The sequence below is a fragment of the Pseudomonas sp. MM213 genome, from assembly GCF_020423045.1.
Taxonomy (GTDB): Bacteria; Pseudomonadota; Gammaproteobacteria; order Pseudomonadales; family Pseudomonadaceae; genus Aquipseudomonas; species Aquipseudomonas migulae.
In genome coordinates, this window is sequence record NZ_CP081943.1 from 4,364,684 (window position 1) to 4,379,578 (window position 14,895).

20 protein-coding genes and 1 riboswitch are annotated in these 14,895 nt (G+C 51.3%); of the genes, 10 read left to right on the plus strand and 10 right to left on the minus strand.

The features are described 5' to 3' along the window. Window positions 1-106 precede the first annotated feature (106 nt). The gene (locus K5R88_RS19965; protein ID WP_169904814.1) at window positions 107-658 is read left to right on the plus strand and encodes a hypothetical protein; all 552 of its coding nucleotides are present in this window, start codon (window positions 107-109) and stop codon (window positions 656-658) included. Between the two features lie 16 nt (window positions 659-674). On the opposite strand, the gene K5R88_RS19970 is transcribed toward K5R88_RS19965, so the two are convergent. Further along, window positions 675-881, minus strand: coding sequence for a hypothetical protein (locus K5R88_RS19970; RefSeq protein WP_226298243.1), 207 nt, complete (start codon window positions 879-881; stop codon window positions 675-677). Window positions 882-899: 18 nt separating this feature from the next. Continuing rightward, window positions 900-1,307, minus strand: coding sequence for a hypothetical protein (locus K5R88_RS19975; protein ID WP_177050329.1), 408 nt, complete (start codon window positions 1,305-1,307; stop codon window positions 900-902). Between the two features lie 548 nt (window positions 1,308-1,855). Between K5R88_RS19975 and K5R88_RS19980 the strand changes: the two genes are divergently transcribed. Both K5R88_RS19980 and K5R88_RS19985 read left to right on the plus strand, forming a co-directional pair. Further along, window positions 1,856-2,536 carry a competence protein CoiA gene (locus tag K5R88_RS19980; protein ID WP_226298244.1) on the plus strand — a complete coding sequence of 227 codons (681 nt, stop codon included), beginning with the start codon at window positions 1,856-1,858 and terminating at the stop codon, window positions 2,534-2,536. 191 nt (window positions 2,537-2,727) lie between these two features. Then, entirely contained in the window at window positions 2,728-2,937 is a 210-nt protein-coding gene (locus tag K5R88_RS19985; RefSeq protein ID WP_177015402.1) for a hypothetical protein, read from the plus strand. A gap of 168 nt (window positions 2,938-3,105) precedes the next feature. On the opposite strand, the gene K5R88_RS19990 is transcribed toward K5R88_RS19985, so the two are convergent. Next, a complete protein-coding gene (locus tag K5R88_RS19990; RefSeq protein WP_177051951.1) occupies window positions 3,106-3,879 on the minus strand; it encodes a class I SAM-dependent methyltransferase in 774 nt (257 codons plus the stop codon). Next, the gene (locus K5R88_RS19995; RefSeq protein ID WP_177043736.1) at window positions 3,876-4,646 is read right to left on the minus strand and encodes a hypothetical protein; all 771 of its coding nucleotides are present in this window, start codon (window positions 4,644-4,646) and stop codon (window positions 3,876-3,878) included. Before K5R88_RS19995 ends, K5R88_RS19990 begins: the two co-directional genes overlap by 4 nt. 338 nt (window positions 4,647-4,984) lie before the next feature. On the opposite strand from K5R88_RS19995, the gene K5R88_RS20000 reads away from it, so the two are divergent. Continuing rightward, complete coding sequence (locus tag K5R88_RS20000) at window positions 4,985-5,803, plus strand: AbiJ-NTD4 domain-containing protein (protein ID WP_177015399.1); 819 nt, start codon at window positions 4,985-4,987, stop codon at window positions 5,801-5,803. Window positions 5,804-5,845: 42 nt separating this feature from the next. Here K5R88_RS20000 and K5R88_RS20005 read toward each other — a convergent pair whose 3' ends face one another. From K5R88_RS20005 to K5R88_RS31030, 3 genes are all read right to left on the minus strand, one after another. Further along, window positions 5,846-6,229, minus strand: a complete 384-nt coding sequence (locus K5R88_RS20005; protein WP_169907392.1) for a hypothetical protein — start codon at window positions 6,227-6,229, stop codon at window positions 5,846-5,848. Between the two features lie 90 nt (window positions 6,230-6,319). After that, a complete protein-coding gene (locus K5R88_RS20010; protein ID WP_169907393.1) occupies window positions 6,320-6,766 on the minus strand; it encodes a hypothetical protein in 447 nt (148 codons plus the stop codon). 42 nt (window positions 6,767-6,808) lie between these two features. Continuing rightward, window positions 6,809-7,201 carry a DUF6957 family protein gene (locus K5R88_RS31030; RefSeq protein ID WP_373462067.1) on the minus strand — a complete coding sequence of 131 codons (393 nt, stop codon included), beginning with the start codon at window positions 7,199-7,201 and terminating at the stop codon, window positions 6,809-6,811. A 226-nt stretch (window positions 7,202-7,427) separates the two neighbouring features. Here K5R88_RS31030 and K5R88_RS20015 point away from each other — a divergent pair, with 226 nt between their 5' ends. Further along, entirely contained in the window at window positions 7,428-7,919 is a 492-nt protein-coding gene (locus K5R88_RS20015; RefSeq protein ID WP_169907394.1) for a helix-turn-helix domain-containing protein, read from the plus strand. A gap of 203 nt (window positions 7,920-8,122) precedes the next feature. Then, the gene (locus K5R88_RS20020) at window positions 8,123-9,310 is read left to right on the plus strand and encodes a hypothetical protein (protein WP_177015397.1); all 1,188 of its coding nucleotides are present in this window, start codon (window positions 8,123-8,125) and stop codon (window positions 9,308-9,310) included. A gap of 55 nt (window positions 9,311-9,365) precedes the next feature. Here the strand turns inward: K5R88_RS20020 and K5R88_RS20025 are convergent, their stop codons facing one another. The 3 genes from K5R88_RS20025 to K5R88_RS20035 form a co-directional block, all read right to left on the minus strand. Next, on the minus strand, window positions 9,366-10,856 hold the full coding sequence (locus K5R88_RS20025; RefSeq protein ID WP_226298245.1) for a Shedu immune nuclease family protein: 1,491 nt from the start codon (window positions 10,854-10,856) through the stop codon (window positions 9,366-9,368). Window positions 10,857-10,944: 88 nt separating this feature from the next. Continuing rightward, window positions 10,945-11,931, minus strand: a complete 987-nt coding sequence (locus K5R88_RS20030) for a hypothetical protein (RefSeq protein ID WP_177050781.1) — start codon at window positions 11,929-11,931, stop codon at window positions 10,945-10,947. Between the two features lie 49 nt (window positions 11,932-11,980). Continuing rightward, window positions 11,981-12,448: a 3'-5' exoribonuclease gene (locus tag K5R88_RS20035; RefSeq protein WP_169905806.1), complete on the minus strand. Its 468-nt coding sequence runs from the start codon at window positions 12,446-12,448 to the stop codon at window positions 11,981-11,983. A 465-nt stretch (window positions 12,449-12,913) separates the two neighbouring features. Between K5R88_RS20035 and K5R88_RS20040 the strand changes: the two genes are divergently transcribed. The 4 genes from K5R88_RS20040 to ppa all read left to right on the plus strand — a co-directional run bounded on the left by K5R88_RS20040 (window position 12,914) and on the right by ppa (window position 14,865). Next, on the plus strand, window positions 12,914-13,249 hold the full coding sequence (locus K5R88_RS20040; RefSeq protein ID WP_055135308.1) for a hypothetical protein: 336 nt from the start codon (window positions 12,914-12,916) through the stop codon (window positions 13,247-13,249). A 135-nt stretch (window positions 13,250-13,384) separates the two neighbouring features. Next, window positions 13,385-13,446: riboswitch (Fluoride riboswitch) on the plus strand. Between the two features lie 138 nt (window positions 13,447-13,584). Further along, entirely contained in the window at window positions 13,585-13,968 is a 384-nt protein-coding gene (crcB, locus tag K5R88_RS20045) for a fluoride efflux transporter CrcB (protein ID WP_055135309.1), read from the plus strand. A gap of 10 nt (window positions 13,969-13,978) precedes the next feature. Further along, window positions 13,979-14,332 carry a DUF190 domain-containing protein gene (locus tag K5R88_RS20050; RefSeq protein WP_008438039.1) on the plus strand — a complete coding sequence of 118 codons (354 nt, stop codon included), beginning with the start codon at window positions 13,979-13,981 and terminating at the stop codon, window positions 14,330-14,332. A gap of 2 nt (window positions 14,333-14,334) precedes the next feature. After that, window positions 14,335-14,865: an inorganic diphosphatase gene (gene ppa / locus K5R88_RS20055; RefSeq protein ID WP_055135310.1), complete on the plus strand. Its 531-nt coding sequence runs from the start codon at window positions 14,335-14,337 to the stop codon at window positions 14,863-14,865. Window positions 14,866-14,895: the final 30 nt, after the last annotated feature.

A 14,895-nucleotide genomic window follows, 5' to 3' on the forward strand; every position in this document is an offset into this window, starting at 1 on the left:
GCAATTCTGACGCCGAGCGATGATTAATCGACCTGGGATTTAGGAGATATTCGCGCCAGTTCCCTTACCCAAGTTATCTAGTTTCAGCGTTCAGCTGGAGGTATTTGTGAGTTTTCTCAGAAAACTATTGTTGTTGCTTTTTCGAGACAAAAGAACCGCACGGGAAAAAGCGCAAGAGCAGGACTTTATCTTAGCAGTGAATAGTCTCAAGACTCTTAAGATGACCGACCGGGGCGGCATGTCTATCGATCCCGAAGAGCTTCGAGAGCAGATCATTTCCTCCCGTGAGCAGCTTAAACATCTTGTCCACAAACCAGTAGCGCCTAACACGTCTTTCAAAATGGCGGAGGACGTCCAGGTAGAACAGGAAACGAGTCCCGCCGTTGAGGATGCAATGAGTGCCATGGACTGTATCGAGGTGGTGGCGTGGCGTCGGTTTCAGACCGGCGCTGCTGTGCGCTATGTGTGCCTCCAGTCTACGCGTACCGGTTGTTACGCTGTGGCGACGGCTAGTCTCTTCTCCGGTGGTCAGGAGAGCCTCCCAGGTTGGGTTGACGGCAGTACCAACAGGCAAATTGCGAATGCCCTACAATTCGGTGAGTTCCAGTGGTACGCGATTGTGGGCGAGGCTATGGATGCATGGGACGCAGAGCTCTGATGGCTTCACCGAGATTTCACTGACACCAAGGCCCCCAAGTTGGCGGGTTATACGCGATATCGATGGACGTACTGAGCTCGTACTGCATGTGTTCGAAGACTCTGTCGAGACGTGGATGAGCTTTCGACTCTCGCAGGGCGTTCACTAGCTCCAATAGCTCCCGCCCTTGAGCCACCGGCATTTGGATATCGCAATACACGGTGTCATCGCCGTCTCGTTCCACGTCTCTTCTCCGTCTGCATCAATCCAGCTTGGGCTTACTGCAGGCGGCTCTGTGTGCCTCAAGGTGTTGCATCTCTCTTTCCCAGCAAGCCAGAAATTTATCCCAGTTCGTGGCGTAGGGCCCGTCAGGAACTCTGGTTGATCCGATGCTCGCTTGCAGAAAACGTTCTCGCCAGGGCTGCGGGATAGTCTGCTCCAAGATGATGTCGATGCCGGAGGGGTGATGCTGCACCGGGACACAATCCCGAACCTGGTTGAGCTCAAGCGCCTTGTCAGAATGAGGGGAGTCTTTTCTCTCTAGAAGTTCAAGGTCATCAAGGATGGATAAGGCATCGAACGCCTTCGAATCGCCTGGAGATATGTTCGCAAGTATCCACAAAGCCTTTCGCCTCTTGGCTTCCAGCTCTCGGAGTTCATCGTCGGGCATTTGAGTTACCTCTTATTGGCGTTGATGGCATGCCGCCTGCGGCGTCAGGCTGCCGTGAATCGAGCCCCGCCAAGGCGTGTCTCACCCCTGCGGGCTCGCATCCCTCACGCCTGCGCGCTCCGCTTGCTTGGTGTCTGAGGCTCTGTGAAGCATAGATCGCAACGCATCCTACCCTCATGATTCGGAGCTCGGCATCGCTATTCGAAGCGTTCTGTTATCGTTCTAAAAGTAATCTAGTCGCTCTTATTCATCAGCCTTCTGCGAAGCCGGGAATGGACACAACTCGACGCGTACCAGGCAGAGCCTACCAAACGGTTCGCGATCCTGAGCGTCTGCTCATTGAAGAGCGCGCCGAAGCTCTATCTGCTGCAGGCAACCCGCTGCCAGATGATGATCCGGCTAAGTACGCTGAGCGAAGGCTGAAAGAAGCCAGCGCGGCACGACGACTTTCGTGTTCAGATATTTGTCTTTCGTCCTGTGGGTCACAAGGTACTGACAACCAGGAAGTTAAGAGCTACCGCCCCTCATTTTGATCATCAAGGAAGAAAATGAAATACTCATTGCTTGAAGGCGCTCGTGTAGAGGCCACTCCAAAAGCACGTGGTGTTTGCAGTTTTTGTGGTTCCCAGACCGTCGCTAAATGCGGGAACCATGTCGTCTGGCATTGGGCTCATAAACGTTTGGACAATTGCGATCCGTGGTGGGAAACGGAAACGGCATGGCATCGCAATTGGAAGAATATGTTCCCAACCGAGTGGCAGGAAGTTGTGTTGCAAGCGTCCTCAGGGGAGCGACATATAGCAGATGTCCGAACGCCTTCAGGGATGGTCATTGAGTTTCAGAGATCGACGATACATCCTGAAGAGGTCATCGCGAGGCAAAACTACTATCAAAATATGATCTGGGTGATCGATGGCACGCGAACTGAGTTCGACAGGTACAACTTCAGAATGGGTTTGTCAAAAGTGTCGGAGAATGGACTGGCTTCATTTAGCTGGCATTCCCGCAGCAAGCTTTTTGCTCGCTGGTGGGTTTCCAAACCCGTGTTCATCGACTTCGGCCCCGATTTTGGTATATGGCGCGTCTTAAGATTCGATCCGACTCAAAAACGTGGAGTGGTGGCTTACACACCCAAGGAAAAGCTGGTCGAATGGATCACCAACGGCACCACCGATTTTAGCTTCAACGGAGGCCCGGCCTCTGATACATCCGGTACGGCGGATCAATAAAAACCGACCAAGTGTCTAGCCGGCATCTCTGTCCTTCGGGCTCCTTGCTGTTCTAGCTCGCAGATCAAACACCTTGAGACTACTTAGGGGCGGGACGCTCATAAGGTGCTCTCAGGGTATGCCTATACCCGCAAGACACTTGCTGATTCATCACTGAGCTATGCTGGGTCGTAAAAAAGGAGTCCATGTAGATGCCCAGTGAATACTCACTGTCAGACGTTCTGGAAAGGATGTACCAGAATCAGCTCGCTCTCGAAGCTGCGCTCATGGAGCTGACGCTCCAGGTGGAAGCCCAGGGGCATGCGGAAGTAGGCGACAACGTCCGTGGTGCGCTTTACACAATTGGGGAGAACGCTGGCCACATAAAGCAGGGGCTGGCCCGTCTCAGAAAGCTTCCATGAGGCAGCCACTGGTCGATTTTGATCTCAAGCGAGTCAGGTGATCAGGACGTCACGGGTACGCCCAATGGCCTCTTTTGGGCCAGCTGGGGTCACCTACGATCTATGAAGCAGCCAAACCAAGTGAATACTTGTTCTACTTAAATGCCGAACTACCCAAATATGATCGGGTTATTTAGGTGAGCTCTTGATCCATTTAAATGCCAAGAATCGTGGAAATTCCCATTTCTTTGGGTATAAAGACTGAACCTTGTTATTAGGGATCGGTTCGGACATGCTAGCCAATTGAAATCCATATTTGGCGAACGTCACTATATATCGCTCAATTGGCCGATGAATGTGCGTGGTTTTAAACTCGGAATCAGATAAAGATATCTTGAAGGGAGCCTTAATCATCAGCTCTTTGCTATAAGAAAACCACGACTCTTTTTCATACCCCCAATATCTTGGCCAAAAGCACGGATGAGGAATGGTAGCTACAAATTCATCGCCTTTTTGTGCCACCCTTGAGAGGGTTTGAGCAAATTTGTCGAGCTGCGGATCTGCCGATAACATCATGGCTGCTAGAAAAACATTTTTCTCGGTTCGTGACTTTAGATGAGTTTCGCAGTCTTCAAAGTCGGAGTTGATGAATTCAATGTTTGAAAAAAATGACAGTATAGATTTCGCAATGTTAATGCTCTGCAACGATGGTTCGACACACACGACTTTTTTAAACCTTGCGGCTAAGCGGCCCGTAAGCTCACCAGTCCCAGAACCGATGTCGACCAAGGTTGCCTCATCATCCTGACCAACAAGTGACTCAACCAATGGAGCCATGACATGAGTAAATGTGATATCTAATCCGTTGAAGATTTGCTGATGCCGTTCTGAGGCAAGGCAGTCCCACTCTTTGGCCAATTCTTGGGAGGATATGCTGTCAACGTACGAAAACCGTGAGCTCATAATTGGTTTTCACCTTTTTTTTGAGAAATATTTTTAGCTATTTGCACAAGCTCGTAGGCCAGTTGAAATGAGGGGTGTGCGCCAGAGCTGAACTCCTCAACTACCTGCTTATCTGCTTGCGCTCTTCCAATGGCAACTTTACTGCCGTCCCTACCATAGAATGCGATAGTAAAGCGGGCGCTTGGGTCACTGAGTAACTCCCGGCCATACACATAAATCTGAGCCCCTTTCGTTTCCAGCTCTCTCGAAAAATCAGTATGGTTTGGCAGACAAATTATCAGCTCACCGTTTTCCGCTTTTTCACGCAGCAAGTTCTGTGACTTATCACCTTTTGCCCAACTCATGTCACGAGTCCAAATTGCTACTCGTCCTCCATAGGCTATCCAATGAAGCATGTAGTTGCGAATAGAATCAGGGTCGGATTGTTTAAATACTCTTTTTCCTTCTGCTACATATATCTCATAAGACACTAAAAATATGTACAGAAAAACCAAAACCACCCCGACTATCGATATGACCGATGCTGAGGCCGGGGTTAATTTTTCCACATCCACAAGGGGGTAGACAGTTGCAAGTAACGCAACCATGCTCAGAAAAATAAGAACCAACTTAACAGTTAAGGCTAGTACGTTGCGGGAGTGTTTCGGGCGAGGCCATTGCGCTTTTTTTCTAAACATCCTTGTCACCTCAAAGCAAATCCGCTGGAGAAAATTCTTCGTACGTAGCCATTTTGGGCAGTGCGCTGATTTTACAGCATTGATTTTCATAACATCCTGCCCTGTGTTGGTCGCAGCGAGTTTACCGCTTTTTTCTGCACCTGCGATGCTGCGTAGTGCGTCACTGGGGATGAGAGCGGAGGCCTATTCTTCAAGGTAAGAAGCTGGTCGCCCCTAAAAGGGATCAGATTTTCTGATTCGGCATAAAATGCATGACCAAACCAGAAATTAAGAAATCGAATCAGGCAATCCGACCGACGCTCAGCGCTAGAATGACGCCATCACGCAGGCTCGCTGGTTTCTCAGATGCTACGGCCATCTAGGCAATAGACATGGAAACTGAAAAACCTTAGCTTGCTGAAACAAGGGATCAATGGAGCGAAAACGGGATGAATGACTCTTTTTCCAAGCGCAACGGATTTCATCGCACCCAAGAGCGTGAAATCACCATCAGGGAGGATGCGCCTGAGGAGCTGCGTGGGTATTTGGTTCAACTGGCCTACGAGTGCGGATTCAAGCCCTCAGGTCTGCGGGCTATTCTTTGTAAAGCCCTAAAAAAACAGCCTGATTCGAACAACTGGAGCGAATTTCCCAACGTTGACTGGGAGGTGAACAATCTTCTCCAGGAATGTAAGTGGTACAAAGTTTATGACGTGATCGAGCGCATCCAAGCCGATTTGGGTCAGTACAACTACAACCCTGATACTTACGAACATTTTCACACTGAGTTAAATGACTATTTCGTAGAAAATGGCATTGGTTGGAAGCTTGTAGATGGCCTTGTCGAAATTCGCGGCCCGGAATCATTTGAAGTCATCGTAAAGAATGCTCGGGAGACCGAGCGCGCATTCGGCCACGTGACAGCTGGGAAGGAGTTGCACGAAGCAATTGGAGATCTCTCCCGTCGCCCCTCTCCTGATCCAACAGGTGCCATCCAACATGCGATGGCATCATTGGAGTGTGTTGCCCGAGAAATCACTGGTGATGTCAAAGCGAATCTGGGTGACATTCTCAAACGACACAACACCATCATTCCTCCCCCACTGGATCAGGCTGTAGCAAAAGCTTGGGGCTACGCATCTGAAAATGGTCGGCACATACGCGAAGGGCGAGAACCTTCATTCAATGAGGCTGAGTTGATAGTTGGCCTATGTGCCTCTCTCGGTAATTACCTTATTAAAAGTACGCAGGCGGACGAGCCAAATTGAGCACAGGATGGTGATTTCCATCCCTGCTAATGGGCGCGACCGTCACTGCAACAATGGTGGAGTGAAATGGTGCTGCCCCTGTGAAATACGTAGAAAATCTCGCAGGCTCGCACGCCCATTACCGTGCTGAAACGTCGCGATCACGTAGCGTGAGTTCTCTGTGGTAAGTACCCAAAATCGACCCTCGCGCTCCGCCTTAATCACGTCAGAAGTCCGGATCAGATGACCATCACCAAACCGCCCATATTGGTCTTTACGGTTGTGACCAAACACGACGCCTAATCCGGCACGAGCCTTTATGGATACTCTGCAGAGATAGGCTGTTATCGGTTTGTCGAAGCCTTGCGCTTGTGCTTTTAGGATTCGTTCGAGATCGAAATCCGTATGTCGTTTTCCATGAAAATTCACATCCAGAGTGTTCAACATAATTGCGCTCCTTTCGCAGCCCGTATGGCGTTACCAGGAAATCCACACGGAAACATCTGCGCTGATATCGTGTGGGATTCTTGGTAAATCTCAGGCTGTACGAATCATGTTCGCGTGATAGATCGGACGAAGGTTGCTCAGTGCATCAGTGTTGAAGCCAGGTTGGTGAGAGCTGTGATACTTGGAGCCGTTCTCCACATCTAGCAGGCACACAACACACTCGTTTTGGTCTTCGCCAAGCGTCACCTTGGTCAGTGCTTCCATGCGCCATCCTGCGGAGCCATTCATATATGCCGGCGTGACCACCTGAACGTCGGTGATGATCGTCTCCTCGTCTTGTGCAATCAGCACCTGCTGTAGTCGAGGTTCACTGTCGATCATTAGAACCACTTCTGTGGTTCGGCCCTTGTGCTGAGCCTGGACGGTGACGTGATACCAGTGATTTCGAAGAACTTTGGATACCTGATGCCATTGGTACTGGCCTTCACCAAACATCCCCGGCATGCCAAGCATATCGGCGTCGTGTGTTCTAAACATTGTATTTCCTGAGCCTCAAAGGGCTCCGTTACGAAGCGCATGTTAGAAGAAGGAAAATACTTCCTTCAGGCTGGCAGGCTGTTCATGGCCAGGGCCGATCAAGACGTAGACAGTGTTCCTCGTTTCGAACACGACCCCGTCGTGGAAACCGGTGCACATGCTTGAACGAACCCAATCCCCCCTCTCGAAACGGCCTTGGCTATCCTCGACCACGTTGTGAGCAAAAACGATCATTGGGAGCTGGCCCACTGCATGCAGTTTGGCGAGTTCGTCGGGAGTTACTTCGATTCGAAATATTGTCCAGTCTCTGACTAGGCAGTAGGGCTTTCTAGGAAATCGTTCGACTGATAAAGCTCGTGCCTCGGAAGTACCTAACAAGCCCTCAAGGGGCGTTCTCGGCCCTTTCATAAAGTCGGGCTCTTGGACGCTAGCCATAGGATTTACCTCAATTAATAACCCGGAAATTGACAATTCAACCCCGCTTGTTGGCGCTCGCCCCTCGCAAAGCGTCTCTCCGCACGGCAGCTGCGTTGGCTTGGAGGCGTCAATCGAATCGCGGGAAGCCAGCCTAAAAGCGCTGATCGCACCATAATACGGATGATAGTCCGTGTTATGGTTCTCCGCAATATGGCCTTATCCTCGATTTACTTGGGGAAATGTAATGGAGGCCGCAGAAGCCCTGGCTGTAGTAGTACGAGCATTGCGAAGAAGAAAGGGTTTTACGCAGGAAAACCTGATCACGATTGACCGTTCCTACTGGGGCCGGATAGAGCGTGGAGAGGTGAACATCACGATTGATGTGCTCATTCGTCTTGCAGCGCTGCTGGAGGTGGAGCCGGCCTCGCTGATTCTCATGGCGACGTGTCTACAGTCCGATGAGCCGTTTAGGGAGGGGCTAAAGCGTCTGAATAAGCAGCTAAATAGGATTTCGAAGGACAGGATTGATCAGGAGATGGAGTCATTAGCACAAGCAGGAAAGCTGCCGCCTGGTCGACCTGTCCGATCCGATGCGGCGCAAAAGGCGGCGGAGGCTAATCGCCTGAATAGTGAGGGCGTTCCGGTCGCTGAGATCGCGGAAGCGCTGGGACTGTCGAAGACCACTGTTCGCAGATATCTTAAAACAACCACATCCGAGCAAACTGATTCCGAATGATTTTTCAACGACAAGCTCCCGGCTAGAAATGTCACAGGAAGGACTGCTTTGGAGAATTGCATAGGAACACCTTGGCCCAACGGATCTTCATCAGGTTGTAGGCGCGACATGGGCGGATGTCAGGTTGACCGTTAGTAAAACAGTATCTATTCCGTTCATGCTGAGCCTTTAGCGGATAGACGATTCGACAAAGGAGGTCGGTAATGCGAGAAAGCGGCGAATTGGAAAAGGGGCGGCTTGAGCTGTTACGTAATGATCTGGCCAAAAGATTAGTAGGATTTTCTAGCGACGCTCCTACCATTGATATCTACGAACTGAGCAGCTCGCGATTGCATCGTGAGGATTTTCCAGTGCCGGAAATGCTCTTGCTTATGCTGCGAAATTTTCTGGGTTGGAAATGGTATGGGCCTCGCGAGAAGGTTCGATGGACAGTCTATGGCACATTCAGTGGAGAGCCAATCGCCATTGAGCTCGGCAAATTCGGCCTTAACTTGCTCAGCTCGCTAGCCCTGAATAAGAGTAGAAAGCGTATCGAGGGGCAGCTCAAAAGCGCTGTAAACATTGTCGAGAAATTCCTCAAACCGGTGCTCGAACGGCAGGTTTCTTCAGGCAATGTGACTATCGGCAATCACCTCAATGAATTCGTGTCACGTTATGAGTTTTTCCGAGGCCAAGCAGAAAAAGCGTTTCGACGTGCCAAGCGTAAAGCTAAGGAAAAGCTCAAGGAAGGGCACGAATTTCCTCAAGGCTTCATTTCTACGCTTATGAATAGTTACAACCGGAGCATAAAGGCGCAGCAGGAAGGCTTTTATCACTCGGTTGCCATGGTTGATGCATATTTCAGCGCCTTAGAGCATAGATTGAATTTGCTCCGTGCCTTTACCGGCGTTCCTTTGCCTGAGGATGGTTTCAAAGCCTTCATGTCTAAGACTTGGAATGAGAAGCTCGACGAGCTTTTAGGAGCAAATCCATCGCCTAAAGCACGGAAAACGCTTCAGGGAATGCGAGATATCAAGGAACGTATTCGTAATCCATTCGCCCACGGTGGTTACGAAAATGATAAAGGGGCGTTGCATGTGCATATACCGAGCATCGGAACCGTTCCTGGGAATATGACAAAATTTGGCAAAAGTGCCCGGTTCTCTTTGATCCCTATAGGGGCCAATGATCACGAGTTAAATTGCGCCATCTTCGATGATGTAGACAAGTTGCTATCCATGGGGCATCTCGCCGGCGCCTACCGGCTGATGGAGGCTGGCATTGACCCTTCGTTCGACGAAGAATCGTTGCAGTCTTACAAGGAGGCAACCTCGGGCGGGGAGGAAGCGTTGGAGAGGTTTATCGACCACTGGAGTCATCTGTGGGAGCTTCACACCAACATGGACTACTAGCGCCTGGAGGGACAGACACTCGTTACTATCAGACTCCCAATGGCTGCGTCGGTCTCTAAAAGGGCAGGTCTTCATCTCTTATCCCCTCAGGCTCCTCTGGAGTTTGTGGTGTCAGCGCTTGATAGATACTTTCAAGGCGAATCTGTAACTCATCAAAGGTGACCACAAGCACATCCTTGAGCCCATTTCGATATTGCTCAAAAGCTTCCTGCTTATCCTCTTCTTCCGGAGTGCGGCCAATTATGACGATGGCCGCAACTGCATGTGCGTGAACACGCTCTTTGAAGCCACGCGCTAGGCTATCTATCTCGCGCTGTACGTTGCTTCGCTGACTGACGATCTGGGCGACCGATCCACTCAGTTCGAAGGACGGGATATAGGTTTGCCGGTACTGTCTCCCCAATAGATCATGCTGGGGATGTTTGATCTCGATCAACGCAAGGTTGCCGGTAGCCTTGGCTGCCATTAGGAAGTCGGAATACTGCCCACCCCGACCACTAAAATTCTTACCGCCTACGTAGGGTTGGTCGGCAATTTTCTTAACGGGGTATCCGAAGGCCATGTCGAGAATAAATGGGTTTCCGCTGAGGAAGCTCTGCCATTTCGGCTCCGCAACGTTGCTTTCCATCATTTTTTTATAGACGTCAATGAGCTGGCCAAGGGTGACCAGTTCAATCTCCGCCTTCAGGTTGTAGAGAGTGTGTGGTGCGGATTTCGCCAGGGTAGGGACGCTCTGTTGCGCCAGCTTGACTGCCTGCTGCTGATCATTAGATGAAAGAGTAGGCGTCGCCGACCCCAATGAAACTAAGCTAGCAAGCAGATCCGGAGGTAGCTTTCGTGCCTTGGCTGGGTACAGCTCCGGCGCTGCCTGATGCAGCAAGCTGGTGTAACAGACGAGTTTTTTGTCCGCTGCAGTCTCTCGCTGATGTCGCTGCGTCAATCGATCCAAGCTCTTCTTCAGACGGTCAAGAAGATCAACTCCAATGTAGAACTCGTTGCCCTTAACCTTTGCAGCGTTGCTACCAGTACCGCCGTGCAGGATGAGCGTGTCCACTCCCTCCAACGGACTCAGCGCGTTTACTAGGTATCGGTATTCGTAATGAAAACCTAGGCCGTATCGCCAATCCTTTGATAACCCAGCTGGTATACCGCTAAGCAGCTCATCGACTTCGTACTCATCGGTCGGATGTGTATAAGGCTGGTAAACGGGTCTGGTAATGATGATCGAAGTGATGGCTTCGTACTTGGGCTGAGCGTATTCAGGATGTTCAAACCGAGCATTGATGGGATAAAGAGTCAGATACTCCGGAGCCACCTCCAAAATCAGATGCCAACCAGGCGCATCATCTAACAGAGCGACATCGCTGTAGTAGACACGAGACGTCCCATAGATCTCGTCGCTAATCGACTCATACTCCTCTCCTAATTCGACGGCCTTAAGCTCCTCCTCGGTCAGCACCACTGCGTCACTAAGATCAATACGAAGGAAAGGCCCTCCGTCGGTGCGCTGCTGCATGGCGTATTGAGAGGGGCGCATAGAAGGCATTGGCGATCATCCTTGGTCGTAGGGCATCTTTATAGATCGATTTGGAACTAGGGATGTAATTCCACGATAGGCGACTAGCCATACCCATCTAAAAGGGGATTGGGTCGTCGAATAGTACAGATGCTTTTCTCGGCACTTGCGGAACGATCAAGGGCGACACCACGAAGAGATTGACGATGTCCTCTCTATCCATGAAGAGGATCTGACTCCGCTTGGATTGATCGAGCTTGCCACCGATCCAGTTTCTAGCAGCCTTGGTGATTTCTCCACCCGCGACGATGAAAGCGTGATCGACCAAGACGCGTTTGCTGAGCTCTGAATCAAAGATTTCGTGGCCCAACATCATCAGCACCTGGTTATGGATCTCGGCGACGTTGGCTTGTCCTCCCTTCGTCACTCCGGAGGAATCTAGTTTTCCCTTCTTCACTTGGATGCCAAAGTAGATGACGTGCTGGGTGGGAAGCGTGAACTTCATCCAGATGTCTTTCCCATACTCCAAGGCTTTGTCTTTGTGCCCTGTAGATGTGATCCGAGCGAATCCTAACTGCCTGAACAGAGGAAGCAGGACATGCTCAATCAGATCGTCCTCTGAGCACTGATCAAGGTACAAGATCAGCTGATTTTTCTTCTCAATTTCTGCGGCAGAAAGAGGACGGTGGGGGCTCGCGGATTCATTTCCTATTGCGCCGGTGCGGCAGTGACGCAGATAGCACTGGTCGTCATCTGCAAAGAATGCCTCAAAGCCCTCGCGCTTGATCGCTCCGTTTATTGCCATGAGCGCGTTCAAGCGGGGCGGCTTCTCGTTGAAGGCATCTTCATTATCCATGAGAAGGCGAATCACACGGAGCATTGCATCTGGTGGCATCGACGGATTTGAGCTTGGAAAATCCAGGATTTTTTGAAGGACATCCGCAACCCAGAATCGGCGCGTTGAGCCGTCATGGACGAAATCTGTGTCGGCGTCCCTGAAGAACCGAGTCAAATTGGGGCCGGTGAGGTAGCGGAAATAGCCTTCTGTGTTGTCCCCGCAGATTAGCTCCGCGACTTGCTCTGTCGTGCGCGCTTTCCATTTCATGCTTCGCCCCACTCTTCAGCCCAATCCAAATGGTTGATCCGTGCTCTGATCAGGATAACCCGTTCCCTCGGTACATTGGCGCAAACATGCCGGCAATAATCCTGGCGTCGAGCAAGGCGTGGTGAGGCAGTTCCTCACCCTCGCTAGTCGGAGTAAGTGTCGTTGCGTCAGTAGGAAAGTTACGAACGATTCTGGGCCATCGCCCGCCGTCATAGACTAGATCGCAAAAAAGCTCCCAGTCGTACTGGGGAGCATCAGTGACGATCTCGACCTCCTTTTTGAACGACGTCAGAAACCTGAGCAGCGACATCCTGGCTTCAACAATGGGCAATGCGTAGCTCCCACCCCACAGCTGCGGAAGCACGATTTCCTTAACGAAATCACTGCAGTCTTCTTCTTGCCAAGCATCGAGCAATTCCACGTAGAATTCGCGCCCATCCTCAGCCACCAATGCGAGTGATATCAGCTTCGCAGCCGCCGAGAGCTGGGAAAACTCGCAATCAAGAAAGAGCCTCACTTGCTAGAACTCCGTAATGACTAGGGCTCGCCTGGATATGGCGCAGGAAGGTCAGCTATGGGAAATGGCCCTCGAGCATCTTGGCTCAGACGGACTCCTCCAAGCGGTCATAGAAATGTGGAGCCGCGCCGCCCCTCCACCCAGACCATTGGTTGAACACCTGTCCACCAATGAGGTGAGTCAGGACGTCTTGAGCATACTGAAAATTGCCCAGCAGCGGGTAGGTGCCATCGTGCCAGGTCGAACGCCTGATGCAGGCACAGTCACGCTGTACGCTCGTCACGCTAGCAACTTAGTTGATGGGCTCATTACACTGCTGCCAAAGGCGCAGCTTTCGCGAGCCTTGCGAGGCTCTTGTATTGAAATCGAATTGGGGATTTGACGTCTCCGCAGGCTCCCCGAACACCGGTCAGCAACAATCCTATTAGAACTTGCCCAGCGAAATGCGTCCCTTTGAGATGTTCTATGAGCTCTGATTTAACTGAAGAAGAAATGCGTCATGCCCTTTTCGGCACACCTCAGCCAGAGGAGCAAGTTTCTACGTCGCTAGTGCCGGAGCCCGTGGAAGAAGTTGTGCTCGCCAAACCGCTGGTCGCTCCAGCAGCGAAGAAGAAAGTGGCAAAAGCATTTACGCCTAGGCTGAAGGTCACGCTTCGGGTTGGAAACGAATTCGAGGGGAAGATGCATGAGTTTATCCACGAGGCCGACACGTTGAGCTCGTTGCTTGCTGAGCAGGAGGCTGTGAAGGCTGCTAGGAAAAAGTACAAGTATGTGGAAGTGGTATCGGTTAAATCGATGTAGACGCGCCAACTAATCTGGTTGGGCGAAGGGTCGACCCCTGCCTGGATCATTGATCAACCATCTTGCCTGGCCGAAGGGGCCTTCAGATCGCTCGCGTGTAACTGCTCTTGATGCCATTGGCGCTGATGCTATAGGATCAGAACAGGAGATGGCATTCCTCCTTTAACCGCCTTCGTGCTGATGATGCCTACGTGAACCCTGGACAGGGTGCGTAGGTGTGCCTCCCTGTCCTCCAATTTAGGACAGGATATGATCTTACCCTTCGAGTCTCGATTTCTTCTCTGCACCTGCCCTCCGCCTGTTATTCCATTCAGGTCTGATGAGGTGGGCTCGCCATGCTGAAGTCATTAATCGTCATCGCTGTTGGCGCTTCACTTGGAGCTTGGTTGCGTTGGCTCTTGGGGATGAAGCTGAATGCTCTGTTCCCAACGATTCCTCCAGGTACTGTGGTCGCGAACATGGTTGGGGGTTACATCATCGGCTTGGCCATCGCCTTCTTGGCCGCATCTCCGACCCTAAGCCCAGAGTGGCGTCTCCTGATCATCACGGGCTTCTGTGGTGGGCTTACCACCTTTTCCACATTTTCAGCCGAAACGGTTGCCTTGATTCAGGAAGGCAGACTGCTCTGGGCGCTCGGCTCAATTTCGTTGCACGTCGTAGGTTCGTTAGCGATGACTGCTGCCGGGCTTCTGTCCTACCAAATGATTGGTACTCGCTGAGGAGATCGAAATGAAAGGCTTTATGGTCGTTTTCTTTACTCAACAAAACCGTCGCTATCAGGGAAAGATGCTAGGCGAATGGATCGTCGACGTGGCTAAAGAAATGGGTTTGCGAGGCGCCACGCTCTGCACTGGAATCGAAGGGTTTGGGCACACCGGAAAACTGCATTCATCGCACTTTTTTGAGCTGGCGGATCAACCCACGGAGATTCGCTTGGCAATCACGGAAGATGAGGCAGAACGGTTGTTCACACGACTGGACTCCGAGGAGATATCGGTGTTTTTCACTAAGACGCCAATCGAGATGGGCACCCTTGGAAAAACGCCTTCCAGCGCAGCCCCCTCCACAACTTCGGAGCTATGAACATGAGCTACGCGGACATCCCAGCTGGCAAAGCCATCCCCGATGACTTTTTCACCGTTATCGAGATTCCTGCAAACCACACTCCGATCAAGTACGAAGTGGACAAGCCAAGTGGGCAGATCTTCGTTGACCGCTTCCTCAGCACACCGATGTTCTATCCGGCCAACTACGGGTTTATCCCGAACACGCTGAGCGACGATGGTGATCCGCTGGACGTCCTGGTGGTTTGCCCTTATCCCGTCTCACCTGGCGTTGTCATCCGCAGTCGCCCGGTGGGTGTGATGTACATGACGGACGAAGCTGGTGCGGATGCCAAGGTGATCGCAGTGCCTCATGAAAAACTCAGCTCAATGTACAGCGATGTAAAGGAGTGCTCAGACCTCCCTGCGTTACTCCTCGCACAGATCCAGCATTTTTTCGAAAACTACAAGGCACTGGAGCCGGGTAAGTGGGTGAAGATGGGGCGTTGGGGGAGCGCGGATGAAGCGCGGGAAGAAATTCGCAAGTCGGTAGCAGCGTATATCCCCAAATAGGCTTACTCCAGATTGAAATGCCACAGTCGG

Bases quoted from the DNA above. Each gene is read 5' to 3' on its own strand.
- K5R88_RS19975 (WP_177050329.1), bottom strand. From the start codon at position 1,307: ATGCCCGACGATGAACTCCGAGAGCTGGAAGCCAAGAGGCGAAAGGCT.
- K5R88_RS19980 (WP_226298244.1), top strand. From the start codon at position 1,856: ATGAAATACTCATTGCTTGAAGGCGCTCGTGTAGAGGCCACTCCAAAA.
- K5R88_RS19985 (WP_177015402.1), top strand. From the start codon at position 2,728: ATGCCCAGTGAATACTCACTGTCAGACGTTCTGGAAAGGATGTACCAG.
- K5R88_RS19990 (WP_177051951.1), bottom strand. From the start codon at position 3,879: ATGAGCTCACGGTTTTCGTACGTTGACAGCATATCCTCCCAAGAATTG.
- K5R88_RS19995 (WP_177043736.1), bottom strand. From the start codon at position 4,646: ATGAAAATCAATGCTGTAAAATCAGCGCACTGCCCAAAATGGCTACGT.
- K5R88_RS20000 (WP_177015399.1), top strand. From the start codon at position 4,985: ATGAATGACTCTTTTTCCAAGCGCAACGGATTTCATCGCACCCAAGAG.
- K5R88_RS20005 (WP_169907392.1), bottom strand. From the start codon at position 6,229: ATGTTGAACACTCTGGATGTGAATTTTCATGGAAAACGACATACGGAT.
- K5R88_RS20010 (WP_169907393.1), bottom strand. From the start codon at position 6,766: ATGTTTAGAACACACGACGCCGATATGCTTGGCATGCCGGGGATGTTT.
- K5R88_RS31030 (WP_373462067.1), bottom strand. From the start codon at position 7,201: ATGGCTAGCGTCCAAGAGCCCGACTTTATGAAAGGGCCGAGAACGCCC.
- K5R88_RS20015 (WP_169907394.1), top strand. From the start codon at position 7,428: ATGGAGGCCGCAGAAGCCCTGGCTGTAGTAGTACGAGCATTGCGAAGA.
- K5R88_RS20020 (WP_177015397.1), top strand. From the start codon at position 8,123: ATGCGAGAAAGCGGCGAATTGGAAAAGGGGCGGCTTGAGCTGTTACGT.
- K5R88_RS20025 (WP_226298245.1), bottom strand. From the start codon at position 10,856: ATGCCTTCTATGCGCCCCTCTCAATACGCCATGCAGCAGCGCACCGAC.
- K5R88_RS20030 (WP_177050781.1), bottom strand. From the start codon at position 11,931: ATGAAATGGAAAGCGCGCACGACAGAGCAAGTCGCGGAGCTAATCTGC.
- K5R88_RS20040 (WP_055135308.1), top strand. From the start codon at position 12,914: ATGAGCTCTGATTTAACTGAAGAAGAAATGCGTCATGCCCTTTTCGGC.
- crcB (WP_055135309.1), top strand. From the start codon at position 13,585: ATGCTGAAGTCATTAATCGTCATCGCTGTTGGCGCTTCACTTGGAGCT.
- K5R88_RS20050 (WP_008438039.1), top strand. From the start codon at position 13,979: ATGAAAGGCTTTATGGTCGTTTTCTTTACTCAACAAAACCGTCGCTAT.
- ppa (WP_055135310.1), top strand. From the start codon at position 14,335: ATGAGCTACGCGGACATCCCAGCTGGCAAAGCCATCCCCGATGACTTT.